Source organism: Nocardioides sp. Soil796 (genome assembly GCF_001429525.1).
GTDB lineage: Bacteria > Actinomycetota > Actinomycetes > Propionibacteriales > Nocardioidaceae > Nocardioides.
In genome coordinates, this window is sequence record NZ_LMSQ01000018.1 from 551,289 (window position 1) to 575,953 (window position 24,665).

Here is a 24,665-nt window from a genome sequence, read left to right on the forward strand (position 1 = left end):
TGCCGTGGCTGGCCCGTCCCTGCCACTCGTCTCTCCATCCGGCACAATCCTCGCCATGAGCACTCGCCGCACAGCAGTCGTCACCGGAGCCTCCAGCGGGATCGGCGCCGCCACCGCCCGAGCGCTCGCCGCCGAGGGGTTCCGGGTGGTCTGCGCCGCACGCCGTACCGACCGGATCGAGCAGCTCGCCGCCGAGATCGACGGCCTCGCGGTGGCCTGTGACGTCACCGACGCCGCGTCGGTCGACGGCCTCGCACGAGCCGTCGGCGAATCGGTCCACGTGCTGGTCAACAACGCCGGCGGCGCCTTCGGCTCCGCGCCCGTCGAGTCGGCCGACGCCGAGCAGTGGCAGGCGATGTACGACGTCAACGTGGTCGGGCTGATGCGGGTGACGCAGGCGCTGCTGCCGGCCCTGCGAGCCAGCGGGGACGGCGTCATCGTCAACGTCGGCTCCACGGCCGGGCGGGTCCCCTACGAGACCGGCGCCGGCTACGTCGCGGCCAAGCACGGCACGAAGGTGGTGACCCAGACCCTGCGCCTCGAGCTGCTCGGCGAACCGATCCGGGTCAGCGAGATCGCGCCCGGCATGGTGCACACCGAGGAGTTCTCCCTGGTCCGCTTCGGTGGCGACCAGGCCAAGGCCGACGCGGTGTACGCCGGCGTACCCGACCCCCTGGTCGCCGAGGACGTCGCCGACGCCATCGCGTGGGTGGCCACCCGACCGGCCCACGTGAACATCGACGAGCTGGTCATCAAGCCGCGTGCCCAAGCCGCCCAGAACAACGTGCACCGCACCAGCGACTAGTGCCCGGGCGCCCTCGCTCTGGACCGAGCCCTGCTAGGAGCCACCGGGCGTCACGATGCCGTGGTCGAACGCATAGACCACGGCGGCCGCACGGTCGCGCAGGTCCAGCTTGGTGAACACCCGGCCGATGTGGCTCTTCACGGTCAGCTCGGAGATGTGCAGCGCCGAAGCGATCTCGCTGTTGGCCAGGCCGCGCCCGATGGCCTGGAGCACTTCGTACTCCCGGGCGGTCAGCTCCTCCGGGCGCTGTGCCGACTCGGGGCCGGTGCGCACGTAGGTGCTCAGCACCCGCCCGGTCACGCCGGGGTCGAGCCACGAGTCACCCGCGGCGACCGCGCGCACGGCGCGGATGAGGTCCTCGGCGGGCGAGTCCTTGAGCACGAACCCCGCGGCTCCGGCGCGCAGCGCACCGGAGAGCAGCTCGTCGTCGTCGAACGTGGTGAGCGCGAGCACCGGTGGCGCCTCCGGGTCGGTGCGCAGCCGCGTGGTCGCCTCGATGCCACCGACCCGCTTCATCCGCAGGTCCATCACCACCACGTCGACCGGGGCACCCGTGCCGTCGTACGCCGCGGCGAGCTCGGCCAGCGTGCCCGGGATCTCGGCACCGTCGGCGCACTCGCCGACGACCTCGAACCCGTCACGGCGGCGCAGGATGCGCTGCAGCCCGGACCGCACCAGCTCCTGGTCGTCGACCAGCAGCACCCGCACCGGGTTCATCGAGCCCTTCCCTTCATCCGCTTCACCACGCACCACTCCGCCGAACCCGGGAGGTCCACCTCCACCAACCACTGGTCGGCCGCGCCCGGATCGCGTCCGGCGTACAAGGTGCCACCGAACTGCTCGACCCGGGCCGCCATGCCGGCCAGCCCGGAGCCGCCGGTGCCACGTCGCGCCGCCGCCGGCGCCGGGTTGCGCACCGTCAGGGTCGCGCCGCGCGACGAGTAGTCGACGCGCACCTGCGCGGGCGCGGACGGCGCGTGCCGGGCCACGTTGGTGAGTGACTCCTGCACCGCACGGAACAGGCAGAGGCCGGCCGACTCGGGCACGCCGGACGGGTCGCCGGACTCCGCGAAGTCGACCTCGAGCCCGGCGGCCCGGATGTCGTCGACCAGCCCCGGGATGTCACCGGCCGCGGGCAGGGCCGCCTGTACGTCGGAGCGCGGGCCGTTGTTGAGGACGCCGACGGTGCGCCGGATGTCGGCCATCGCCTGGCGTCCGATCCGTTCGGCGTCCTCGAGGGCGTGGACGGCGTCGTCGACGTCGCGGTCCTCGGTCAACGCCCGGCGGGCACCGGTCACGTGCAGCAGGGTGACGCTGAGCGAGTGCGCGACGAGGTCGTGGATCTCGCGCGCGATGCGCTGGCGCTCCTCGAGGGCGGCACGGGCGCGGGCGCCGTCGACTGCGTCGCGTTCGGCGGAGATCGCGCGCATCTGCCACCGCAGCGTGTAGCCGATCATGAACGCCACCAGGATCGACGGCAGCCCCAGCTCGAGGGCATCCGGTCCTTCGATGACGAACATCATCACCACCGACAGCCCGCCCACGAAGAGGCCGAGGCGCGCACCTTCGGTGGTGGTCATCTCGCCGACCAGCAGGGCCAGGGCGAGCACGGTCGCGTCGGCGTTGGTGTCGACGACCATCGGCGCGGACAGCATCCAGCCCACACCGGCCAACCCGAACGCCGTGCCGATGCTCCAGTGCAGCCAGTCGCGCAGCACGAAGTGCAGGGCGTGCGGGACGGCGATCAGCAGCACCGCCAGGACCACGGGCTGCGGCGTCCAGAGAACGTCGCGCTGTGCGGCCGCGACCAGCATGGCGCCGACCTGGCCGACCGAGGTGATGACCGCGATCCACCACGGGTAGACGAGTCCGCGGGAGGCGCCCTTGTCCTCGATGCGGGCGCGCAGCGCACGCACGAACGCGCCCAGGTCGACAGACATGTGGCCAGCCTAGGGAACTCACGCGCCGTTGCCATCACTCCGCGGGCGGGTGGCGACTCCTACCAGGGTCGGAGCCCGGATGGGTACCGCAGCGCGATGCCCGGCCAGGGTGCCCGCGCCTAGCGTCGCTCTTGACCGATCCAGTAGCAACGGTGCGAAAGTGAGATGACCATGACCTGGCAAGAAACCCACCGACGCTGGCAGGCCCTGCGCGAGATCGAGGAGTCGACCCGACTCGACCTCTCCGGCGAGCTGCCGTGGAACGACGAGATCGCGCTGATCTTCGGTGACCGCGACTGCCTGGTCGCCCACCTGCGCTACCGGTGGAACCTCACCGTCGAGGCACAGCTCGACCAGGACCTCGGTCCCGACGAACGCGTGGCAGTGCTGCGCGACCTGCGCGCCCGCCATGCCGGCGTACTCCGCATCCTGGCCCGCTACCCGGAGCGCGGTGCCACCTCGGGAGGGCCCCTTGTCCACGCGTCCTAACGCAGCGCAGACACCCGACCCGGGCCACGTTCCGGGCAGGGTCTGCCCCGTGACCGACGCCCACGCAGCCCGGCCCACGGCGCCCGCGGAACGCGGCCGGTTCGCCAACCTCCCCGGCCACCGGCTGGTCACCTGGACCGCCGCGCACGGCATGAGCCGGTGGGCGATCAGGTCCGCAGCCAGGCGCGGCGACCTCATCGCCAGGCTCGAGGTCGACCCGGTGTTGCGCGAGGACCCGTTCCCGGCGTACGACGAGCTCCGCGAGCGTGGCCCGTTGGCCCGGGGCCGCATCGCCTGGGCCTCCACCGACCACGCGGCGGTCAACCAGATCCTGCGCAGCGACGCGTTCGGTGTGGCAGGCGGCCACGGTGAGCTGCCGCTACCGCTGCAGCGCCTGGTCGCGGCGTTCGCGAACCCGGACGAGCTGGGCCCGATCGACCCGCCCTCCCTGCTGGCCGTCGACCCGCCCGTGCACACCCGTTACCGCAAGCTGGTCTCGCGAGTCTTCACCCCGCGCGCGGTGGCCGCCCTGGAGCCCGAGATCCGATCCGTCGCCGACAGCCTGCTCGACCGGATCGCCGCGCGTGGCGCAGGCGGATTCGACCTCGTCGAGGAGTACGCCGCCCAGCTTCCCGTCGCGGTCATCGGCCGGGTGCTCGGCGTGCCCGAGGAGATGCACGGGCGCCTGCTCCAGTGGGGCAACGGGGCCGCCATCACCCTCGACCCCGGACTGTCCTGGCGGCAGTTCCGCGCCGCGAGCGACGACGTACGCCACCTGCACGCCTGGTTCGAGGAACACGTCGCGCAGCTGCGTCGCGATCCGGGCGACGACCTGTTCAGCCGGCTCACCCAGCTCGACGGCGATGACCGGCTGACCGACGTGGAGCTGCACGCGACCGGGCTGCTCCTGCTGGGCGCCGGCTTCGAGACCACTGTCAACCTGATCGGCAACGCCGTCGCACTGCTGGCCAGGCACCCCGATCAGCTCGCCGCCCTGCGCGAGGAGCCCGACCTCTGGACCAACGCGGTCGAGGAGGTGCTGCGGCACGACTCCCCGGTGCAGCTCACGCTGCGCCAGGCCTACCGGGACACCGTGGTCGCCGGGGTTCCCGTGCCCGACCGCACGGTCGTGCTCACCATGATCGGTGGTGCGAACCGCGACCCGGCGGTGTTCGTCGAGCCGCACAGGTTCGACGTACGTCGCAGCAACGCCGCCGAGCACCTCGCGTTCTCCTCGGGTGTGCACTACTGCTTGGGTGCCGGGCTGGCCCGCCTCGAGGCGACCGTCGCGCTCCGGGCGCTCTACGACCGGTTCCCCGATCTGATCGTGAACGGCACGCCCACGCGCCGGCCGACCCGGGTGCTGCGCGGATTCGATCGCCTGCCGGTCGGCCCCGGCGCCAATTGACGAGACCCGGGGTGGCCGAATCGTCCGCGGCACGGGAGACTGCGCGTGTGCAGACCATCGGACTCATCGGCGGAATGAGCTGGGAGAGCAGCGCCGCCTACTACAAGGACCTGAACCTCGGCGTCGAGACGCGGCTGGGCGGCTACTCCTCAGCGAAGACGGTGATGGCCTCCGTCGACTTCGCGGAGGTCACCGCGCTCGAGGAGGCCGAGGACTGGGACGGCGTCGCCACGATCCTGGCCGAGGCCGCGCGCGGGGTGGAGAAGGCCGGCGCCGACTTCCTGATGCTGTGCACCACGACCTTCCACCGGGTGGCCGAACAGGTCGAGGCAGCGGTCGACATCCCGCTGCTGCACCTGGCCGACGTGGTCGCCGAGGCTGCCAAGGCGCGGCGGGTCGACACCGTCGCACTCGTCGGTACGACGTTCGCGATGTCGCGCACGTTCTTCACCGACCGGATCGCCTCGCACGGCCTCCAGGTGCACGTGCCGGCACCCGAGCAGCACGAGATGGTGAACGCGATCATCTACAACGAGCTCGTGCACGGCAAGGTGCTCGACTCCTCGCGGCGCAAGATCGTCGAGCTGATCGACCAGCTCTGGGACGGCGGCGCGCAGGGCGTGATCCTGGGCTGCACCGAGCTCGAGCTGCTCATCGAGCAGGCCGACGTCGAGGTGCCGCTGTTCCCGTGCACCACCCTGCACGTCGAGGCCGCCCTCGACCGCGCCCTCGCCTGATCGACCCGTCGCCAGTTCTGATCGACCTGTCGTGAGTTCTGATCGACCCGTCGTCAGTTCGTCGCGGATCGTCGAATTCGCGTCGGGTCCTCGCGAACTGGCGACGGGTCGGCACTAACTGGCGACGGGTCGACACCAACTGGCGACAGGTCGTCGCGAGGGTGGTCCGGATAGGCTCTGGCTCGTGGGTGAGGAACCGGGGAACTCGAAGATGCGCCAGTCCGCGATCGGACGCACGGCGCGTCTGGCCAGCCTGCCCGCCGCCTACGCCGGACGCACGACCATCGGCCTCGGCAAGCGCCTCGTCGGTCGACCGGCCAACGCCGTCCTGACCGAGGTGCAGGCCCGCACCGCCGACCAGATCTTCAAGGTCCTGGGCGAGCTCAAGGGCGGCGCGATGAAGTTCGGCCAGGCGATGAGCATCTTCGAGTCGGCGCTTCCCGACGAGCTGATCGGCCCCTACCGCGACGCCCTGACCAAGCTGCAGGACTCCGCGCCACCGATGTCGGTGCGCATGCTCGAGTCGGTTCTCTCCGAGGAGCTCGGCGACGACTGGCGCACCCGATTCAGCGCGTTCGACGCCTCACCGGTCGCGTCCGCGTCGATCGGCCAGGTGCACCGCGCGACCTGGGCCGACGGCACCGAGGTGGCGGTCAAGGTGCAGTACCCCGGCGCCGCGAAGGCGCTGCGCTCCGACATCCGCCAGCTCGGCCGGATGGCCAGGCTGTTCACCGTGCTCGCTCCCGGACTCGACATCAAGCCGCTGCTGGCCGAGGTCGAGGCCCGGGTCGCCGAGGAGCTCGACTACACCCTTGAGGCCGCGGCCCAGTCGGTCTTCGCCGCCGAGTTCGCCGACGACCCCGACTTCGTCGTACCCGCGGTGGTGGCGCACACCGAACGCGTGCTGGTGACGACGTGGATGGAGAGCCCGTCGTCCCTGGCCCAGGTGATCAAGTTCGGCACGCCGGAGCAGCGCAACCACTTCGGCGGGCTCTACGCCAGGTTCCTCGTCTCCGGCCCCACCCGCACCGGCCTGCTGCACGCCGACCCACACCCCGGAAACTTCCGGATCCTCGACGACGGCCGCCTCGGCGTCGTCGACTTCGGCGCGGTCGCCCGGCTGCCCGACGGGTTCCCGCGTCCGCTCGGCGAACTGCTCTCGCACGGCCTCTCCGACGACTGGGAGACGGTGGTCGACGGCCTGCGCCGCGAGGGCTTCCTGCTGCCGCGCACCGAGTTCACCCCCGAGGACCTCCGCGACTACCTCGGCCCGTTCCTCGACGCCGGCCGCTCGGAGTCGTTCCGGTTCAACCGCCAGTGGCTGCGCTCGCAGACGGTTCGGGTCGCGACGCCCACCCAGGAGAACCTGGCCCGTGCCTTCAAGCTCAACCTGCCGCCGGAGTACATGCTGATCCACCGGGTCTGGCTCGGCGGGTTCGGCGTGCTCTGCCAGCTCGAGGCCGAGGTGGAGTTCCGCGCGCTGCTGGAGGAGTACGTCCCCGGGTTCGAGCCCGCCTGACGCGTTGGCCCGTCGCGACCGTCGCCCGCTGGCCGTCGCCCGCGACCCGAAGTCTGCACCTGCACGATCGTGGTCGCTTTCCAGGCGACTCCGGTGTCACGACTCGCCACCTGCACGATCGTGGTCGCCCGGGGCAGCCTCAGGAGTCGTCGGGGGTCTGCTCCAGCACCAGCGCGGTCAGTCGGCGCAGGTCGTCGGTCAGCTGCGTCTCGGCGAGGGTGACCTCGTCGTCGTCGACGCGGATCACGTAGGAGTACATGTCGGGGTAGGTGCGGGCCGGCTTGGCCGGGCGCAGGTCGACCCGGGACAGCAGTGCGCGCACCTCGTCGAGGTGGGCGCCCTCGCCGCCGAGGTCGCAGCGGCCGGTCGCCGTGCGGCCCGCGAAGCCACCGGTACGGCGGACCTCGACGACGGTCGGCGCTGCCTCTGCGGAGTGGTCTCGACTCTCCGGGCTCGTCCCTCGCCCTGCTCGACCACCGAATGCGGCCACGTCGTCCGCAGTCGCACCGCCAGCCGCGTCGCCTGCGGGCTGCGCGACCTCGACGCCGACCTGCGCCCAGGCATCGCGTACGGCGTCGGCGTGGTCGCCGGCCGCCTCGACCGTGGCCGCGGCGAACCCGGCGAAGTCGACGTCGGGGGCCACCGTGCCCAGCGCCGTCCACCAGATGCGGCCGGCGCCCTCGGCTGAGGTGCCGCCGATTGCGAGCGCGGCCAGCACGAACGCACGGTTCGGGATGCCGGAGTTGAGGTGGACTCCGCCGTTGTCGTCGGTCGTCTCGACATAGGCCGACATGTCCGCGCCCTGGGGGTCCTTGCCGAGCACCGGGTCGTCGTACGCCGTGCCGGGGTTGTGCATGTCGCGCAGCCCGCGGCCGTTGACGCCGGGCAGGAAGAGTCCCTCGCCGACGACCCAGTCGGCCTCGGCGGCGCCCTGGCCGAGGACCCGCTGCTTGAGGCACGCGCCGAAGACGTCGGAGACCGACTCGTTGAGCGCACCGGACTGCCCCTCGTAGACCAGCCCCGCGACCGACTCGGTCACCGCGTGGGTGAGCTCGTGGGCCAGCACGTCGACCGGCTTGGTGAAGCGGTCGAACACCTCGCCGTCTCCGTCTCCGAAGACCAGCTGGGTGCCGTTCCAGAACGCGTTGTCGTAGTTGCGCTCGTAGTGCACGGTCGCCAGCACGTGGGCACCCTGCCCGTCCCACGAGTTGTGCGCGTAGACGTCGGCGTACATCGCCAGCGACGCCTCGAGTCCGGCGTACGCCTCGTCGACCGCGACATCGCCCGAAGCAGGCTCGCCGGAGGCGCGCACGGCGCGGCCCGGCAGGTCGGTGCCGTTGTCGGCGGTGTGCACCGTGAACCCTCCGTCGGCGGCCGCCACGGCCCGTGGCGCACGGCGCCCTGCCCGGAAGCGTTCATCGATCTCGAGGGTGCGATGGCAGTGGTCGGTGGCCCGGGCGTCGGGCTCGGAGGCGATCTGGCGGAGGAGGTACGGCGGCACGATGGAACAGCTCATGACTTCAGTCCTATCGCGACCCACCGACATGCGAAAGGCCCGAAGTACGGCAGTTCGACCCCGTGAAGGGCAGGTCTGCGCAGGGAGGGGGCGCAGGCCCGGGCGAACTGCCGCACTTCGGGCACGAAGCTGCACGGTGCCGGGAGGTGCACTGTGCAGCAGGCGATCAGTAGGTGACGAAGCTGATCGTGTTGTTGACCAGCGTGCCGTCCATGTTGCGCTGCTCGAGGTTGAACACGTCGCCGGACTTGGTGACACCGATCGAGTTGTAGCCGCTGACCGGCATCGCGACACCGAGCGCAGCCGGGTCCCCGACGAACTGCACCTGGTAGTTGCCGGCGCTCGTGTGGCGCACGAGGATCTGGCCGCCGGAGCAGTTGTGGCCGTTGTCGGCGTTGCGCCAGATCGCGTCCTGCGGGATGCCGGACAGGTTGGTGAAGCTGTGCACGAGCCCGACCTGGCAGCCGGCCGAGGCCATGTTGAGGCTGTGCTCCCGGACCGCGTCGCCGGTCACCGAGTTGTTCTTGAAGTCGATGCCGAGCAGCGAGTGGTTGAGCACCGTGCCCGACCTGACCGCGCCGGGAGCGATGTCGACCGCCTTCACCTCACGGTTGATGATGTCCCCCGAGTCGACGGTGTTCGTGCCGGGGATCGCCGAGGCGCTGGCCCCTCCGGCGGTGGCGAGGACCACGAGCAGTCCGTAGCCGATGACATGCCTGAAATTGCTGAGACCCATGACGTTGCTCCTGTCGGGGGCGGAGCGCACGGTGCGTTCCGACACTGCCAACAAAGGACGGGCAAACCAGACATTTGATACATGGCGCAGTGAAAATCTCGCAGGGAACGATTCGGAGCGCACCGTGTCAGCGCCGTAGACTGACCGGGCTGTCCCATGGCCGGGCAGGAATCCATCGCGAACGAAAGCGCTGCCCCATGTCTGGAAACACCTCACGCTCCGATCTGCGCAACGTCGCAATCGTCGCCCACGTCGACCATGGCAAGACCACGCTGGTCGACGCGATGCTCCACCAGGCCGGCGCGTTCACCGCGCACCAGGCCGAGGGCGTCGCCGAACGCGCCATGGACTCCGGCGAGCTCGAGCGCGAGAAGGGCATCACGATCCTCGCGAAGAACACCGCCGTCCACTACGCCGGACCGGCCGCCGACGGCAAGCCGATGACGATCAACATCATCGACACACCGGGCCACGCCGACTTCGGTGGCGAGGTCGAGCGCGGCCTCTCGATGGTCGACGGCATCGTGCTGCTGGTCGACGCGTCCGAGGGCCCGCTCCCCCAGACCCGCTTCGTGCTCCGCAAGGCGCTCAACGCCGACATGCCGGTGATCCTGGTGGTCAACAAGACCGACCGTGGCGACGCCCGCATCGACGAGGTCGTCGACGAGACCTACGAGCTGTTCATGGACCTGCTGGACGAGTCCCACAGCCAGGACGCCCTCGACTTCCCGGTCGTCTTCGCCTCGGGCAAGGCCGGCATCGCCAGCACCGTCAAGCCCGCGGACGGCACGATGCCCGAGGGCAGCGACCTCGAGCCGCTCTTCAAGACGATCCTCGACACCATCCCGGCCCCGACGTACGACGAGGGCGCGCCGCTCCAGGCCCACGTCACCAACCTCGACGCCTCCCCGTTCCTCGGGCGCCTCGCACTGCTGCGCATCAAGCAGGGCAACCTGAAGAAGGGCCAGACCGTCGCCTGGATCAAGCGCGACGGTGACATCAAGAACGTCAAGATCACCGAGCTCCTCGTCACCGAGGGCCTCGAGCGCAAGCCCGGCGAGTCCGCCGGCCCCGGTGACATCGTCGCGGTCGCGGGCATCCCCGAGATCACCATCGGCGAGACCCTGGCCGACCCGGAGAACCCGGTCGCCCTGCCTCTGATCCACGTTGACGAGCCGGCCATCTCGATGACCATCGGCACCAACACGTCGCCGCTGGTCGGCCGGGTCAAGGGCCACAAGGTCACCGCCCGCCTGGTCAAGGACCGTCTCGACTCCGAGCTGGTCGGCAACGTGTCGCTGCGCGTGCTCCCGACCGAGCGTCCCGACGCGTGGGAGGTGCAGGGCCGCGGCGAGCTGGCGCTGGCCATCCTCGTCGAGCAGATGCGTCGCGAGGGTTACGAGCTGACTGTCGGCAAGCCGCAGGTGGTCACCAAGGAGATCGACGGCAAGGTCCACGAGCCGATGGAGCGCCTGACCATCGACGCCCCCGAGGAGTACCTCGGCGCGATCACCGAGTTGCTGGCTGCGCGCAAGGGCCGCATGGAGCAGATGACCAACCACGGCACCGGCTGGGTGCGCATGGAGTTCGTCGTCCCGGCCCGCGGCCTGATCGGCTTCCGCACCGAGTTCCTCACCGAGACCCGGGGCACCGGCATCGCGCACCACATCTCCGAGGGCTACGAGAAGTGGGCCGGCGAGATCCGGTCGCGCAACAACGGCTCGCTGGTCGCAGACCGCTCCGGCGCGGCCACGGCGTACGCCATGACCAACCTGCAGGAACGCGGCATCATGTTCCTCGAGCCGACCACCGAGGTCTACGAGGGCATGATCGTCGGCGAGAACTCGCGCGCCGACGACATGGACGTCAACATCACCAAGGAGAAGCAGCAGACCAACATCCGGTCCGCCACCTCCGACAACTTCGAGAAGCTGATTCCGGCCAAGCGACTCTCCCTCGAGCAGTGCCTGGAGTTCTGCCGCGAGGACGAGTGCGTCGAGGTCACCCCCGAGACCGTGCGGATCCGCAAGGTCGTTCTCGACGCCCACGCCCGCGCGAAGACCGCGTCGCAGGCCCGCAAGGCCAACAAGTAGCAGGCGCCCCGACCGGGCCGAAGGCAGCAGCCGGCAGAGACGACGCTGGCCAGAGTCGCGAAGCGGACCACTCCCGAGCAGGGGATGGTCCGTTTCGCGTTTCCCGCCGTAGAAGGCCACCTGGGAAAGACGGAGAAACCGGACAACCCGGCATTCCTCCCGGTGAGTGGGACCTCCGCCGGACCGCGCTCGCGGACCGCACGACGCTGTGACCACAGACACAGAATGCGGTGACCTCGGACCACCCGTCACACATGGAGGAACAGTGAAGACACGCATCTCGACCCGGGCGCGATGGGCGGTTCTGCTCTCAGCAGCCGCCCTCGTCGTCACCGGGTGCGCCGACACCTCGGCCGACGACGGCGGGACCAAGGGGTCCTCCTCCGACGTGGACTACTCCACCCGGATGATGAACGTCAAGGAGGCGTCGGGCGACCCCGTGAAGGGCGGCACGCTGCGCGTGTCGGAGTACTCCGAGGCGCGCACCCTCAACCCGACGCAGACCTTCCCCACCGGCTCGACCGGCGGCAACATCATGGCCGCGGTCTTCGACACCCTCATGCGCTACAACGGCGACGAGGGAACCTTCGAGCCGCAGCTGGCCGAGTCCCTGGAGTCGAGCGACAACCAGACGTGGACGCTCAAGCTGCGTGACGGGGTCACCTTCACCGACGGCACGCCGCTCGACGCCGACGCCGTGATCGGCAGCGTCAACTACTACACCTCCGGCTACGGCCTGAACGCCCTGCTGATGAAGCAGGAGGTGAAGTCGCTCAAGGCCGTCGACCCGTTGACCGTCGAGATCAGCCTCGCGCACCCGTGGGCCACGTTCCCGAACGTGTTCACCAACGGCCCCGGCATGATCATGGCTCCGGCCGCCTACAAGAACCCCGAGGCCTTCAAGCCGATCGGTGCCGGGCCGTTCAAGTTCAAGAGCTACGCGCCGGCCGAGAAGACCGTCGTCGTGGCCAACGACGACTACTGGGGCGGTCGCCCCGCCCTGGACTCCATCGAGTTCGTGCTGCTCGGCCCGGACAGCACCGGCTACGAGACCCTGAAGTCCGGTGGCGTCGACGTCGCGTTCCTCCGCGGCACCGAGACCGTCGACGACGCCATCAAGGCGAAGGTCTCCGGCATGGTCAACCACGCCGGCATGGCCAACAACCTGTGGATCAACAACCGCGAGGGCTCGCCCGGCGAGGACAAGCGGGTGCGCCAGGCGATCGCCCTGGCCTTCGACCCGGAGATCTACCTCAAGCGCATCGCCAACGGTGCCGGCAACCCGAGCAAGCTGCTCCTCGGGCCGGACTCGAAGTGGTCCCCGGGCGTCGAGGCGACGCCGACCGACTCCAATCAGGCCAAGGAGCTCGTGAAGGAGGCCAAGGCCGACGGCTTCGACGGCAAGATCCGGGTGCTGGCCCGAACCGACCAGGACTCGCAGTCGGGGGCGATCGCGATCCAGGCGATGCTCGAGGCGGTCGGCTTCGAGGTCAAGCTGGACCTGGTGCAGAACGTCGCGGACCAGATCCAGAAGGTCTACGTCGACCACGACTTCGACATCGCCACGTCGGCCACCTCGATCCAGGAGGAGAACGTCTACGGCCGCCTCGTGTCGGCCCTCAGCGCGCAGTCGCCGACCAACGTCCCCGGCTACTCCAACCCCGAGATGGACAAGCTCTTCGCCGAGCTGGAGGGCAAGGACACCCCGGAGGCGGCCAAGGAGGTGCTCACCAAGATCGAGGAGCTCTTCGCCGAGGACGCGCCCGGCGTGGCGATCAACTCCGGCGCCATGGTGAACGCGTGGAACAAGAACGTCCACGGCATCAAGGGCAGCGGCGAGACGATCATCCTCTTCGACAAGGCATGGCTCGAGAAGTGACCTGACGGACCGAACAGACCGAACGCCCGGCTCCTCCCCCGTGGAGCCGGGCGTTCTCCGCATTTCGTCGTACGACGAGCAGCCGGCGCACCACGCGCGCACTCGTCGTCGTACGACGAGCAGCCGGCGCACCACGCGTGCCGTCGTCGTACGACGGGTGCACGCGTGCCGTCGTACGACGGGTGCCCACGTCGTACGACGAGTGCCGGACGAACAGACAACGGTGCCCACGGGCTCTCGATCGCGAGAGCGCGTGGGCACCGTTTGGACGGGTCAGGCCGTGCGGACCCAGGGTGCGGCGGCCTCGAGCTGGCCGGCCAGCGAGAGCAGCAGCCCTTCCTCGCCGAGGTCGGCCGCGAACTGCACGCCGACCGGCAGGCCGTCGGAGTCGGTGCCGAGCGGCACCGACATGGCCGGCATCCCGGTGGCGTTGAAGACGCTGGTCCACGCCGAGAAGGTCGCGGCGTGCTGGTAGATCGACTCGGGGCGGGTGGTGTCGAGCAGCCCCAGGGACGGCACCCGCCGGGCGACCGTCGGCGTCAGCAGCACGTCGTACTGCTCGAAGGTCGCGCCGACCTCCCAGCCGATGCGCTGGGCCGCACTGAGCGACCGTGAGAGCGCCGTGGCCGGCAGGGCGCGGTAGTGCTCGAAGAGCTGACGGGTGAAGGGCTCGAGGTCGTCGTCGAGGAGCTCGCGGCCGAGCTCGGCCAGCCGGTCCTGCACCGCGACCGTGAAGGCGATGCCCATGAGCGGCGCGGTCTCCGCGCTCACCTCACCCGGCACCCACGGGGTCTTGATCGGGACGACGGTGTGCCCGAGCGACTCGCACAGGGCAGCGGCCCGCTCGACGATCGCGAGCACTTCCGGATCCGTCTCCGGTCCGTCGGCGAACGCCGTGGCCAGGCCGATTCGCAACGGCCGGGGCGACTGCGCGGCGAGGGTCGCGAACGACTGGGCGGGAGTCGGGACACCGATGGCGGTGCCCGGCAGGCGTGCCGACGAGATGTCCAGCAGCAGGGCGCTGTCGCGCACCGTGGTGGTCACGGCGTGGTGCACCGAGGCGGGACCGCTGAGGGTCGACGGTGCCGGCGCGCTGGTCACGCGTCCTCGGCTCGGCTTGAGCCCGAAGAGGCCGTTCATCGAGGCCGGGATGCGGATCGAGCCGCCTCCGTCGCTCGCGTGGGCGACCGGCACGAGGCCCGCGGCCACGGCGGCGGCGGAGCCACCGCTCGATCCGCCGGGTGACCGGGTGAGGTCGCGCGGGTTGTGGGTCTGCCCGTGGACCTGCGGCTCGGTGCTGGCGTTCAGGCCGAACTCGGGGCTGTTGGTGGTGCCGAGCACGACCATGCCGGCCCGCTTGTAGCGGGCCACCAGCTCGGAGTCGCGGTCGGGCACGTGCTCCGCGAAGAGCCGGCTGCCGCGGCTGCTGGGCAGCCCGGCGACGTCCATGTTGAGGTCCTTGACCAGCACCGGTACGCCGCGCAGCGGACCGTCGGGCAGCCCGGCGTCGACCTCGGCCAACGCCTCGTCGAAGCGGGTGGCGATCACGGCGTTCAGCACCGGGTTGTGCTTCTCGATCCGGGCGATCGCCTCGTCGACGACCTCACGCGCGGAGGTCTCCCCGTTGCGGATCGACGCCGCAAGGGCGATGGCATCCAGGGGCTGGTTCAGGTCGTGGGCGTCGATGACGGACATCAGACGGCCACGTTGTGGCAGGCGATGAAATGACCCTCACCGACGGGACGCAGCTGGGGCTCCTCGGCGGAGCAGCGGTCCGTGGCGAGCGGGCAACGGGTGCGGAACCGGCAGCCCGAGGGCGGGTTGAGCGGTGAGGGGAGCTCTGTCGCCGCGGCGGACATCGGCCGGTCGGAGGCCACCGGCCCGGTGACCGGGTCGCCGGGGGTGGCGATCTCCTCGCCACCGGGGATCGAGGCGATCAGGGTGCGCGTGTAGGGATGCAGGGCGGCGGTCTCCATGCCGGTCGACGGCAACACCTCGCAGGTCTTGCCGAGGTAGAGCACCATCACCCGGTCGCTGATGTTCTTCACGACCGAGACGTCGTGGGCAATGAAGATCATCGAGAAGTCGAACTTCTCCTTCGTCTTCTCCAGCAGGTTGAGGATCTGCGCCTGGACCGACACGTCGAGGGCCGAGACCGGCTCGTCGCAGATCAGCACCTCCGGGTTCATCATCAGTGCCCGCGCGATGCACACCCGCTGGCACTGGCCGCCGGAGAGCTCGTGCGCCCGCCGGTCCCACACCACGTCGGGGTCGAGGCCCACCGCGACGAGTGTCTCGCGGACGGCGGCGTCCTTGTCGTCCCCCTCGAAACCCCAGATCGCCAGGCCCTCCGCGACCAGGTCGCGGACCTTCCGGCGCGGGTTCAGGGAGGAGACCGGGTCCTGCATGATCATCTGCATCTTCGAGCGCGCGCGGCGCAGCTCACGCGGCTTGAGGCCGGTCAGGGCCTGCCGATCCAGTCGCACCTCGCCCGAGGTCGGCGGCGGCTCCTGCATGACGGCACGGCCGGCGCTGGACTTGCCGCACCCCGACTCGCCCAGGATGCCGAGGGTCTCCCCCGGCAGCAGGTCGATGTTGAGGCCAGACACGGCGTGGACGACCTGCTTGCGGCCGACCGGGAACTCCACGACCATCTGGTCGACGGTGAGCACGGGGGACGCGTCGGGGCGCATGTGTGCGGTTCCGCTGCCGGCCATGTCAGCCCACTTCCTGTCGTTCGGTGACCTCGGTGAGGGGGAAGTGGCAGGCGCCGAGGTGTGACGCCTCGGCATGCAGGCCACGTACCCCGTCGCTCATCTCCCGGAGCTGGGGTTGTTCTTCACGGCACCGGTCCTGCGCCAGGCGGCATCGCGGCGCGAAGCTGCAGCCGCCGGGCGGTGCGAGCATGTTGGGTGGCGCGCCCTCGATCGCCCGCAGCACCGTGTGGGGTGCATCGGCGATCCGCGGGATCGACGCGAGCAGCGCCTCGGCGTACGGGTGCGCAGGTCGGGCGAAGACCCGGGAGGTCAGAGACGTCTCCACCGTCCGGCCGCCGTACATCACGGCGACCCGGTCGGTCCGGCCCTCCACTGCGCCGAGGTCGTGGCTGATCAGGATCGTCGCCATGTTGCGCTGGGAGGCGAGGGACGCGAGAAGGTCGAGGATCTGCTTCTGCACCGTCACGTCGAGCGCGGTGGTCGGCTCGTCGGCGATCAGCAGCTTGGGGTCGCAGGCCAGTGCCATCGCGATGACCACGCGCTGCCGCATGCCTCCGGAGAGCTCGTGCGGGTACTGCTTCATCCGGCGCGCGGGCTCGGGGATGAACACCTGACGCAGGAGGTCGATCGCCCGCTCGTGCGCGTCCTTGCGGTTCAGGCCGAGGTGCAGTCGGAGCGCCTCGGTGATGTGGGCGCCGACCCGCTTGACCGGGTTCAACGAGGTCATCGGGTCCTGGAAGACCATCGCGACCTCGGGGCCCCAGAGCTTGCGCCGGTCCTTCGGCTTCATCGCGTGTACGTCGTGCCCGCCGATGCGCACCGAGCCGGAGACGGCCGTGGTGGCGTTGTCGGCGATGAGGCCCATGACCGTGCGGCCGAGCACGGACTTGCCGGAGCCGGATTCGCCGACGATGCCGAGGGTCTCCCCCGCGCGCAGTGACATCGAGACTCCGTCGACTGCCCGCATCACCCCGCGAGGGGTGGTGAAGACGGTGTGGAGGTCGGCAACCTCGAGGACGAGTTCGTTGGTGTCGTTCACAGCTTTGCACTCCTCGTGTCCCACCGCTTCTGGGCCTTCTCGCCCAGGAGGTTGAAGGAGAAGACGGTCAGGAACAGGAACGCGCCGGGAACCAGCACGATGTGTGGGTAGTCCTCCATGGCGCCACCCTCACCCTCCGCGATCATGTTGCCCCAGGTCGGGTCGGGCTGCTGGATGCCGAGGCCGAGGAAGCTCAGCGAGGCCTCGGCCACGATCAGCGCGGAGATCATCACGACCGCCATCGAGCAGACCGGGAGCAGCACGTTGGGCACCAGCTCGCGGGTCATCACCCGGAACCGGGTGGCCCCCATCAGCCGGGCCGCCATCACGAACTCGCGCTGGGCGAAGGCGATCGTGTTGGCGCGGGCCAGGCGCACCATGCTCGGGATGGTCAGCAACGACAGGGCCAGGGCCATGTTGCGCAGGCTCGGGTCGAGGAAGGTGCTCAGCGTGATGAGCAGGATCAGTGGCGGCACCGCGAGCAGCGCGTTGGTGAAGATGCCGACCACGCTGTCGACGCCCTTGCGGAAGTAGCCGGCCATCACACCGATGGCGCCGCCGACGACGGTGCCGATGGTCACCGCCAGCAGCGAGATCGCCAACGACGTACGGGCCCCGTGGAGCGAGCGGGAGAGCAGGTCCAGGCCCTGGTTGTTGGTGCCCAACGGGTGGTCGGTGAGCAGGCTCGGCGCCATGTTGGTCGGCTCTACGAGGGTCTTCGCGACGTCGTTGTGCTCGCCCAGGGGCAGCAGGGGTGCGAGCACCGCGGCCACGCAGATGCCGATCAGCCAGACCACGGCCAGGACGAACAGCAGGTCGACCGGCTTGCCGCGGAAGCCCACGACCAGGCGGGCGATCCCGTGGAAGATGAGCCCCAGCCCGGCCAGGACCAGCACGGCCTTGCCGGCCAGGACGAGGGTCGGTGTGGTCCAGCCGAAGCCGGCCACGGCACCACCGGCCACCAGGAGCGCCGCTCCGACCAGGAGGGTGCGGGTGCGGTTCTCCGCGCGGGCACGGGACTTGTCACTACGCATGAACACGGCGGGTCCTCGGGTCGAGATAGCCATACGAGACGTCGATGCTGGCGTTCACCACGACGTAGACGAGGGCGATGATCAGGACCGCGCCCTGGACCAGGGGGAAGTCGCCCTGGTTGGCGGCGGTGACGATCATCGATCCCATGCCCGGCAGTGCGAAGAGGTACTCCACGATCACGGTGCTCCCGATCAGGCGCCCCAGGCTGATGCCCATCAGGGTCACCAGCGAGAACGACGACGGGCGCAACGCGTCGGTGACCATGATCCGCCACGGCGGCATGCCCTTGGCACGGGCGGCGAGGATGTAGTCCTCGTTGAGGGTGACGATCAGGTCGTTGCGCAGGATGCGGGTGAACAGCGCCAGCTCCATCATCGCGATGACCAGCGCGGGCAGCAGGGCATGGTGCAGGTTGGCCGGAAGGTCCTCACTGATCCGCACCCACTGCGCCCGCGGGAACCAGCCGAGGCCGTTGGCGAAGACCATGATCAGCAGCAGGCCGGCCAGGAAGGACGGGATCGACAGGATCGCGAACATCGACGCGCTGATGATCCGGTCGACGAGGCCACCGGCGTGGGCGGCGGACCACATCGCCAGCGGGACGGCCAGCACGAGGGCGATCAGCAGGCCCATGGTGGCCAGCTGGAAGCTGACCGGGAGGGCACCGAGGATGCGATCGGTCACGTCCCCCTGCGGCGGCACCAGGGAGCGACCGAGGTCGCCGGTGACGGCCGAGGAGAGCCAGTGCCAGTAGCGCGTCAGCAGCGGGTCGTCCAGACCCAGCTCCTGGCGCAGGTCCACGTAGTCCTGTTTGGGGTGGCCCTCCCCGAGGATGGCGACCGCGGGGTCGCCGGGCATCAGGGTCACCATCGCGAACACGCCGAAGCTGACCACGAAGAGGACTGCCAGCAGCTCGCCGGCACGGAGCGCGATCCGGCGCATCAGCGACCGTCTCCGCTCCGGGGGCGTCGGACAACCAGGCTCATCAGCGGTGGTCCTTTCGTCGGATGGGGCACGGTCGGTGACCGGGCGAGGACATTGTGGGAAGACTAGGTCTGGTGACTGCGACCACACCGGCCGCGATCCCGCTGACCGGAACCGGTGGTGACGGGTTCGGATTCAGGGCAGGAAGCGGCGGCGCCCGTTGGCGTCGAACTCTGCGACCAGGGTGGCCTTGTCGGCCTCGGTCATCGGCTCGTACGCCGGCTCGCCGCGACCCACCCACCAGAAGACGGGGTCGCCGGTGCGCCACCCGTCGAGCTGGATCTCCTTCTTGCGCAGCTTGTTGGAGCCGGTGCTGGGCAGGGCGTGCGAGACCCGGACGAAGCGCGGGGCGCCCTTGGTGCCGAGGTCCTGCTGCCGGGCCAGGAAGGCCCCCAGGTCGAGGTCCTCGAAGGTGCGTCCCTCGGGGATCTCCACGGCGGCCATCACCTGGTCCCCCGCCCGCGGGTCCGGGACCGCGAAGGCGGCAGCGGTGAGGATGTCGTCGTGGCGACGCAGCGCCCGCTCGGTGAGCAGCGCGGAGATGTTCTCCGAGTCCACCCGGATCCAGTCGCCCGAGCGCCCCGCGAAGTAGAGGAAGCCCTGGTCGTCGAGGAAGCCGAGGTCCCCGGTCCAGTACCACCCGTGGCGCACCCGTTCGGCGTCCGCCTCCGGGTTCTTCCAGTAGCCCTCGAACGCCGCGGCGCCGGTGGTGTTGACCAGCTCGCCCACGGCCAGCTCGGCGTTGAGCACCCGGCCGTGCTCGTCGAGCTCGGCGACCGCGCACTCCTCGCGCGACTCCGGGTCGACGACCTTGACACCGTCGTGGGCCGGACGGCCCAGGGCGCTGGTCGGTGCGGCGGGGTCGAGGGCGACCATGCCGGCACCCTCACTGGACCCGTAGGACTCGAGCAGGGTGGCGCCGAAGCGCTCCAGGAACCGGGCCCGGTCCTCCGGGGACGCCTCGGTGCCGAATCCGTGGGTGAGCGCGATCGTGTGGTCGTCGGGGCGTTCGGGGGTGCCGAGCACGTAGCCGATCGCCTTGCCGACGTAGGTGAAGTACGTCGCCCCGTAGGCACGCACCTCGTCGACGAAGCGGGACGCGGAGAACTTGCGGCCCAGCGCCACGGTTCCGCCCGCGGTCAGGGTGGGCACCCACAACCCCATCACCGCGTTGCCGTGGAAGAGCGGCATCGAGCAGTAGGAGATGTCGTGGCGGCGCACGTCGTACTTCGCGGTGTTCTGGTAGCCGAGGCCGACGAGGCGTCCCTGGCTGACCCGCGCTGCCTTCGAGGCACCGGTGGTGCCGCTGGTGAACAGCAGGAGCATCTGGGTCTTCGCGTCGATCTCCGGCCGGCGGGTGGGTTCACAGGTGTGGGCCGCCACCTGTTCGGCGTACGACGGCTCGTCTGTGCGCAGGAACCTGTCCTTCGGGACGCCGATGTCGAGACCGTCGAGGAGGGTGTCGCCGGATGCGTCGGTGACCACGAGCTGGAGCTCGGTGTGCCGTACCTCCTGCTCGAGGTAGTCACCGCTTCGGGTGCTGTTGATGCCGACGACGGTGGCGCCGGCCAGGGCAGCCGCACCCAGCCAGAAGATGAACTCGGGCTGGTTGTCCAGCAGGATGCCGATGTGGAACGGGCGCTCCGGGTCGCGCAGCTCCTCGGCCCAGGCGGCGCGGGCCGCGCTCTCACGGACCACCTCGTCCCAGGTCCAGGAGGAGTCGCCGTCCAGCAGGCCGGGGTGCTCGTCGCCCAGGCGGGCCAGCAGCAGGTCCGCGATCGTCTCGAGCCGTTCCTCCGCAGGGACCTGCGGCCGGCCGACGGGCGCCTTCTTGGCAGTGATGGCGTTCATCGGACCGCCCCGACGTAGCCCTCCGGCTTGCCCCAGCTCGCGGAGCGGGTGGTGCTCCGGTCGACCAGGACGCACCGGGTTCCGGTGAAGTTGGTGGGCATGCACTTGTTGCAGTGGATGCACAGGGAGGCAGTGTCCCGGTCGGCGGCGATGCGGTTGATCAGGTCGGGCTCACGCAGCAGGGCACGCGCCATCGCGACGTACTCGAAGCCGGAGGCCATCGCCTTGTCCATCATCGCCTTGTCGGTGACCCCGCCAAGAAGGATCATCGGCAGCTTGACCGCGTCGCGGATCTGCATGGCGTCCTCGAGGAGGTAGCCGTCGGTGTAGGGGTAGCTGTGCAGCAGCCGCTTGCCGACCAGCTTCACGCCGAGCTTGATCGGCTGGGGCATGACCGCTGCGAAGTCCTCGAGCGGGGCGTCGCCCTTGAAGAGGTACATGGGGTTGAGCAGGGAGCTGCCCGCGGTCATCTCCAGCGCGTCGACGGTGCCGTCCTGCTCGAGCCACTGGGCGACCGGGATCGCCTCGTCGAGCCAGAAGCCGCCGGGCACGCCGTCGTCCATGTTCATCTTGGCGAGGATCGCGATCTCGCTGCCCACCTCGTCACGGACGGCGCGCATGATCTCGCGGGCGAACCGGGCCCGGTTCTCCAGGGAGCCACCGTAGGAGTCGGTGCGGTGGTTGACCTTCGGGCTGAGGAACGAGGAGGCCAGGTAGTTGTGGCCGAGGTGCACCTCGACCGCGTCGAACCCGACCCGCACGGCCCGGCGGGCCGCCTCGGCGTGCTGGCGCACCACACGCTGGATGTCGTGGACGCCGATCTCCTGGGCGAAGCTCAACGAGGTCTTGTGGAAGTGCCGGCTCGGGGACAGCGCAGGCAGGCCGTTGCCCTTGGGGCTGGCCACCGGACCGCCGTGGCCGATCTGGGCCGAGACGGCGGCTCCTTCGGCGTGCACGGCGTCGGTCAGTGCCCGCAGTCCGGGCAACGACTCGTCGGTCCAGTAGATCTGGTGACGGTCGGTCCGCCCCTCCTTGGCCACGGCGCAGTAGGCCACCGTGGTCATCCCGACCCCGCCCTTGGCGTAGCCGACGTGGAAGTCGACGAGGTCCTGGGTGACCAGAGACTTGTGGCTGAGGCCTTCGTAGGTGGCCGCCTTGATCACCCGGTTGCGCAGGGTCAGCGGGCCGAGGGTGGCCGGCGACAGCACGTCGGGCACGGGGGTGGAGGTCGTCATGCTCCGCACGCTAGGACGGCGCCGTCGGGCCGGCGTTCCGCTCTCCCACTGACCGGAACCGTCAGCCGAAGAACGCCTGGGCACCGTCGAGCGGGATGGTGGCCCCGGAGAGGTACTGCAGCTCGGGGCTGACCAGGGCTGCCACCGCCCGCCCGATGTCGGCCACGGGATCGCCGATCCTCCGCAGCGGGATCGAGGCGACGAACGCCTCGGCCTCCTCCGGGTTGCGTTCGGCCCACCCGGCCAGGCCCGGCGACAGTGCGTGCGGGGCGATCGAGTTGACCCGGATGTTGTCGGGCCCCCACTCGACCGCCACGGTGCGGGTCAGCGATCGCAGCGCCGTCTTCGCGGCCGCATAGGCGCCGTACGTCGTGGGGTCCCAGCGCACCATCGCCGAGGTGACCAGGTTGACGATCGAGCCGCCGCCCTGGGCCACGAGGTGGGGGTGCGCGGCCTTCATGAACTCGAAGGCCGCGAACGGACCGCTCCGGAATCCTCGTTCGAAGTCGTCACGGCTCATCCCGAGCAGGGGCCCGTAGGCGCCGACGTAGGCGTTGTTGACCAGGACGTCCAGGCGGCCCAGGTCGCCGACCACGCGGTCGACCAGGCCAGGGATGCCGTCGTGGTCGGTGACGTCGAACTCGTAGGGCCGCGCGGTGACGCCGAGGCCGGCCAGCTCCGCGCAGGAGTCCTCCAGCTTGGCCAGGGTGCGGCCCACGACGGCGACGTCGGCGCCTCGTTCGGCGAGTGCGACGGCGATGCCGCGACCCACTCCCTGTCCGGATCCGGTGACCAGCGCGACATGTCCTGCAAGACTCTTCATGGCAACATGCTTCGCCGCGGAACACGTCCGGGTGGGGACCCGTCCCGGTCACCGGGAGGCACCCGCGTGGCGGCGGTCACGGCTCCGCAGACTGGACGGACCGGCGGAGTACGCCGTCCGACGTACAGACACATGAGGAGCTCCAGCCCGATGACGACCACTCACGACCCGATGGCCGCCTACGCCCGACTCGTCGGCCCCGGTGGGCCCTTCGAGATGGTCGAGGACGACGTCCTGGGCACCCGTATGCCGGTCTACCGCAACCGGGCACGCGCCCTCCACGAGGTCCTCGCCGACTCGGTGCAGTACGGCGACCGCACCTACGTCGCCACCGCCGATGATCGGGTCACCTTCGCCGAGCACGCGTCCCGGGTCTCCTCCCTGGCCAAGGCCCTCACCGACGAGTACGGCGTGAAGAAGGGCGACCGGGTCGTCATCTCCGCCGCCAACACGATCGAGTGGATCGAGAGCTTCTGGGCGGTCGTGTCCCTGGGCGCGGTGGCGGTCGCGTTCAACGCCTGGTGGTCCGACCGCGAGGTGGAGCACGGCCTCGGCCTGACCGAGCCGGTGCTGGCCATCGCCGACGCCAAGCGCGTCGACGCGCTCAAGCAGCACGGGCTGCCGGTGCTGACCGTCGAGGACGACGTCCCCACGTTGCGCGCCGCCCACCCCGACGCACCACTCCCCTCGGCCGACGTCGCCGAGGACGACCCGGCGGTGCTGATCTTCACCTCCGGCACCTCCGGCCACCCCAAGGGCGCCACCCACTCGCACCGCAACCTGCTCGCGGTCGTGGAGTACCACCGGATGAACGACGCTCTGCTCGCCGCTTTCGGCGACCCCACCGACCCGCGGGACCGCGCCTACCTGCTGGTCTCCCCGCTGTTCCACATCGCCAGCCTGCACAACCTGGCGCTCCCGCGGCTGGCCACCGGCTCCAAGGTCGTGCTGCACCTCGGCGCCTTCGACGTCGAGCGCATCTACGCGTTGATCGAGAAGGAGCGGGTCACCAACTGGGGCGCCGTGCCGACGATGGCCTCGCGGATGCTGGACGCCGACATCGCCGACAAGTTCGACCTGAGCTCGCTGACCTCGTTCTCGCTGGCCTCGGCACCGTCGTCGCTGGCGTTGAAGCAGCGGCTCCGCGAGAACCTGCCCTTCGCCACCGCGCTGGTCGACAGCTACGGACTGACGGAGACCTGCACCGGCGTCTCCGCGGCCACACCGGCCGACCAGGCCGAGGTGCCGGGCACCGTCGGCCGGGCGACGTACGGCGTCCAGCTCGAGATCCGCGACCCGTTGGGCAACGCGCTCGGACCCGGCGTGGAGGGCGAGGTGTGCGTGCGCAGCTGCTACAACATGGTCGGCTACTGGCGCAACGACGAGGCCACCTCCGACACCATTCGCGAGGACCGTTGGCTGCACACCGGAGACCTCGGCGAGATCGACGAGCAGGGCCGGCTGCGGCTCAGCTCGCGGCGCTCGGACCTGATCATCCGCGGCGGGGAGAACGTCTACCCGGTGGAGGTCGAGAACGTGCTGACCGAGCACCCCGACGTCGTCGAGTGCCTGGTGTACGGCGTGGCCCACGAGGACCTCGGCCAGGAGGTGGCCGTGGTCGTCGTGCACGGTGAGAAGGAGCCGTCGGTCGACGACCTGACCGCGTTCCTGAAGCGGGAGCTGGCCTACTACAAGGTGCCCGCGCACTGGCGGCTGACGTCGGTGCCCCTGGCCCGCAACGCGACCGGCAAGGTCAAGCGCTCCGCCGTCCTCGCCGAAAACTGAGATACTCCCTGACGTTCCGGCCCTCAAGAACAGATACTCCCTGACGTTTCGGCCCTTGGCAGAGGGACCGGAAC

20 protein-coding genes are annotated in these 24,665 nt (G+C 70.2%); 8 read left to right on the forward strand and 12 right to left on the reverse strand.

All coding sequences use genetic code 11. The features are described 5' to 3' along the window. Positions 1 to 55 precede the first annotated feature (55 nt). Complete coding sequence (locus ASH02_RS14015) at positions 56 to 805, forward strand: SDR family NAD(P)-dependent oxidoreductase (RefSeq protein WP_056685295.1); 750 nt, start codon at positions 56 to 58, stop codon at positions 803 to 805. A 33-nt stretch (positions 806 to 838) separates the two neighbouring features. Here the strand turns inward: ASH02_RS14015 and ASH02_RS14020 are convergent, their stop codons facing one another. Further along, entirely contained in the window at positions 839 to 1,522 is a 684-nt protein-coding gene (locus tag ASH02_RS14020; RefSeq protein ID WP_056685292.1) for a response regulator transcription factor, read from the reverse strand. Next, entirely contained in the window at positions 1,519 to 2,745 is a 1,227-nt protein-coding gene (locus ASH02_RS14025) for a sensor histidine kinase (protein WP_056685288.1), read from the reverse strand. The genes ASH02_RS14020 and ASH02_RS14025 overlap by 4 nt, the downstream gene beginning before the upstream one ends. Positions 2,746 to 2,916: 171 nt before the next feature. On the opposite strand from ASH02_RS14025, the gene ASH02_RS14030 reads away from it, so the two are divergent. The 4 genes from ASH02_RS14030 (at position 2,917) to ASH02_RS14045 (ending at position 6,898) form a co-directional block, all read left to right on the forward strand. After that, complete coding sequence (locus ASH02_RS14030) at positions 2,917 to 3,234, forward strand: hypothetical protein (RefSeq protein WP_156393770.1); 318 nt, start codon at positions 2,917 to 2,919, stop codon at positions 3,232 to 3,234. Between the two features lie 49 nt (positions 3,235 to 3,283). Next, the gene (locus tag ASH02_RS14035) at positions 3,284 to 4,642 is read left to right on the forward strand and encodes a cytochrome P450 (RefSeq protein WP_200951239.1); all 1,359 of its coding nucleotides are present in this window, start codon (positions 3,284 to 3,286) and stop codon (positions 4,640 to 4,642) included. A gap of 47 nt (positions 4,643 to 4,689) precedes the next feature. Continuing rightward, positions 4,690 to 5,379, forward strand: a complete 690-nt coding sequence (locus tag ASH02_RS14040) for an aspartate/glutamate racemase family protein (RefSeq protein WP_056688277.1) — start codon at positions 4,690 to 4,692, stop codon at positions 5,377 to 5,379. A gap of 184 nt (positions 5,380 to 5,563) precedes the next feature. After that, positions 5,564 to 6,898 (forward strand): ABC1 kinase family protein, encoded by a 1,335-nt coding sequence (locus tag ASH02_RS14045; protein ID WP_235532667.1) that lies wholly within the window; start codon positions 5,564 to 5,566, stop codon positions 6,896 to 6,898. Positions 6,899 to 7,037: 139 nt separating this feature from the next. Here ASH02_RS14045 and ASH02_RS14050 read toward each other — a convergent pair whose 3' ends face one another. Both ASH02_RS14050 and ASH02_RS14055 read right to left on the reverse strand, forming a co-directional pair. After that, positions 7,038 to 8,414 (reverse strand): protealysin inhibitor emfourin, encoded by a 1,377-nt coding sequence (locus tag ASH02_RS14050; RefSeq protein WP_057294936.1) that lies wholly within the window; start codon positions 8,412 to 8,414, stop codon positions 7,038 to 7,040. A gap of 166 nt (positions 8,415 to 8,580) precedes the next feature. Then, a complete protein-coding gene (locus ASH02_RS14055; RefSeq protein WP_056688197.1) occupies positions 8,581 to 9,150 on the reverse strand; it encodes a hypothetical protein in 570 nt (189 codons plus the stop codon). A gap of 197 nt (positions 9,151 to 9,347) precedes the next feature. Between ASH02_RS14055 and typA the strand changes: the two genes are divergently transcribed. Both typA and ASH02_RS14065 read left to right on the forward strand, forming a co-directional pair. Beyond that, complete coding sequence (typA, locus tag ASH02_RS14060) at positions 9,348 to 11,243, forward strand: translational GTPase TypA (RefSeq protein ID WP_056688194.1); 1,896 nt, start codon at positions 9,348 to 9,350, stop codon at positions 11,241 to 11,243. A 265-nt stretch (positions 11,244 to 11,508) separates the two neighbouring features. Further along, complete coding sequence (locus ASH02_RS14065) at positions 11,509 to 13,122, forward strand: ABC transporter substrate-binding protein (protein ID WP_057294937.1); 1,614 nt, start codon at positions 11,509 to 11,511, stop codon at positions 13,120 to 13,122. 273 nt (positions 13,123 to 13,395) lie between these two features. Here ASH02_RS14065 and ASH02_RS14070 read toward each other — a convergent pair whose 3' ends face one another. The 8 genes from ASH02_RS14070 to ASH02_RS14105 all read right to left on the reverse strand — a co-directional run bounded on the left by ASH02_RS14070 (position 13,396) and on the right by ASH02_RS14105 (position 22,806). Continuing rightward, positions 13,396 to 14,817 carry an amidase gene (locus tag ASH02_RS14070; protein ID WP_057294938.1) on the reverse strand — a complete coding sequence of 474 codons (1,422 nt, stop codon included), beginning with the start codon at positions 14,815 to 14,817 and terminating at the stop codon, positions 13,396 to 13,398. Then, positions 14,817 to 15,839, reverse strand: coding sequence for an oligopeptide/dipeptide ABC transporter ATP-binding protein (locus ASH02_RS14075; RefSeq protein WP_056688185.1), 1,023 nt, complete (start codon positions 15,837 to 15,839; stop codon positions 14,817 to 14,819). The genes ASH02_RS14070 and ASH02_RS14075 overlap by 1 nt, the downstream gene beginning before the upstream one ends. 1 nt (position 15,840) lies before the next feature. Then, positions 15,841 to 16,878, reverse strand: coding sequence for an ABC transporter ATP-binding protein (locus ASH02_RS14080; RefSeq protein WP_056688183.1), 1,038 nt, complete (start codon positions 16,876 to 16,878; stop codon positions 15,841 to 15,843). Further along, positions 16,875 to 17,912 carry an ABC transporter permease gene (locus ASH02_RS14085; RefSeq protein ID WP_056688179.1) on the reverse strand — a complete coding sequence of 346 codons (1,038 nt, stop codon included), beginning with the start codon at positions 17,910 to 17,912 and terminating at the stop codon, positions 16,875 to 16,877. Before ASH02_RS14085 ends, ASH02_RS14080 begins: the two co-directional genes overlap by 4 nt. After that, entirely contained in the window at positions 17,905 to 18,855 is a 951-nt protein-coding gene (locus ASH02_RS14090; RefSeq protein ID WP_056688176.1) for an ABC transporter permease, read from the reverse strand. Before ASH02_RS14090 ends, ASH02_RS14085 begins: the two co-directional genes overlap by 8 nt. Before the next feature lie 177 nt (positions 18,856 to 19,032). Further along, positions 19,033 to 20,748, reverse strand: coding sequence for an AMP-binding protein (locus ASH02_RS14095; protein WP_082620894.1), 1,716 nt, complete (start codon positions 20,746 to 20,748; stop codon positions 19,033 to 19,035). Further along, positions 20,745 to 21,983, reverse strand: coding sequence for an NADH:flavin oxidoreductase (locus ASH02_RS14100; RefSeq protein ID WP_056890093.1), 1,239 nt, complete (start codon positions 21,981 to 21,983; stop codon positions 20,745 to 20,747). Before ASH02_RS14100 ends, ASH02_RS14095 begins: the two co-directional genes overlap by 4 nt. A 61-nt stretch (positions 21,984 to 22,044) precedes the next feature. Beyond that, positions 22,045 to 22,806, reverse strand: a complete 762-nt coding sequence (locus ASH02_RS14105) for an SDR family NAD(P)-dependent oxidoreductase (protein ID WP_056688170.1) — start codon at positions 22,804 to 22,806, stop codon at positions 22,045 to 22,047. Between the two features lie 150 nt (positions 22,807 to 22,956). Between ASH02_RS14105 and ASH02_RS14110 the strand changes: the two genes are divergently transcribed. After that, on the forward strand, positions 22,957 to 24,591 hold the full coding sequence (locus ASH02_RS14110; RefSeq protein WP_057294939.1) for a class I adenylate-forming enzyme family protein: 1,635 nt from the start codon (positions 22,957 to 22,959) through the stop codon (positions 24,589 to 24,591). Positions 24,592 to 24,665: the final 74 nt, after the last annotated feature.

Bases quoted from the DNA above. Each gene is read 5' to 3' on its own strand.
- ASH02_RS14015 (WP_056685295.1), top strand. From the start codon at position 56: ATGAGCACTCGCCGCACAGCAGTCGTCACCGGAGCCTCCAGCGGGATC.
- ASH02_RS14020 (WP_056685292.1), bottom strand. From the start codon at position 1,522: ATGAACCCGGTGCGGGTGCTGCTGGTCGACGACCAGGAGCTGGTGCGG.
- ASH02_RS14025 (WP_056685288.1), bottom strand. From the start codon at position 2,745: ATGTCTGTCGACCTGGGCGCGTTCGTGCGTGCGCTGCGCGCCCGCATC.
- ASH02_RS14030 (WP_156393770.1), top strand. From the start codon at position 2,917: ATGACCTGGCAAGAAACCCACCGACGCTGGCAGGCCCTGCGCGAGATC.
- ASH02_RS14050 (WP_057294936.1), bottom strand. From the start codon at position 8,414: ATGAGCTGTTCCATCGTGCCGCCGTACCTCCTCCGCCAGATCGCCTCC.
- ASH02_RS14055 (WP_056688197.1), bottom strand. From the start codon at position 9,150: ATGGGTCTCAGCAATTTCAGGCATGTCATCGGCTACGGACTGCTCGTG.
- typA (WP_056688194.1), top strand. From the start codon at position 9,348: ATGTCTGGAAACACCTCACGCTCCGATCTGCGCAACGTCGCAATCGTC.
- ASH02_RS14070 (WP_057294938.1), bottom strand. From the start codon at position 14,817: ATGTCCGTCATCGACGCCCACGACCTGAACCAGCCCCTGGATGCCATC.
- ASH02_RS14075 (WP_056688185.1), bottom strand. From the start codon at position 15,839: ATGGCCGGCAGCGGAACCGCACACATGCGCCCCGACGCGTCCCCCGTG.
- ASH02_RS14085 (WP_056688179.1), bottom strand. From the start codon at position 17,912: ATGCGTAGTGACAAGTCCCGTGCCCGCGCGGAGAACCGCACCCGCACC.
- ASH02_RS14090 (WP_056688176.1), bottom strand. From the start codon at position 18,855: ATGCGCCGGATCGCGCTCCGTGCCGGCGAGCTGCTGGCAGTCCTCTTC.
- ASH02_RS14095 (WP_082620894.1), bottom strand. From the start codon at position 20,748: ATGAACGCCATCACTGCCAAGAAGGCGCCCGTCGGCCGGCCGCAGGTC.
- ASH02_RS14100 (WP_056890093.1), bottom strand. From the start codon at position 21,983: ATGACGACCTCCACCCCCGTGCCCGACGTGCTGTCGCCGGCCACCCTC.
- ASH02_RS14105 (WP_056688170.1), bottom strand. From the start codon at position 22,806: ATGAAGAGTCTTGCAGGACATGTCGCGCTGGTCACCGGATCCGGACAG.
- ASH02_RS14110 (WP_057294939.1), top strand. From the start codon at position 22,957: ATGACGACCACTCACGACCCGATGGCCGCCTACGCCCGACTCGTCGGC.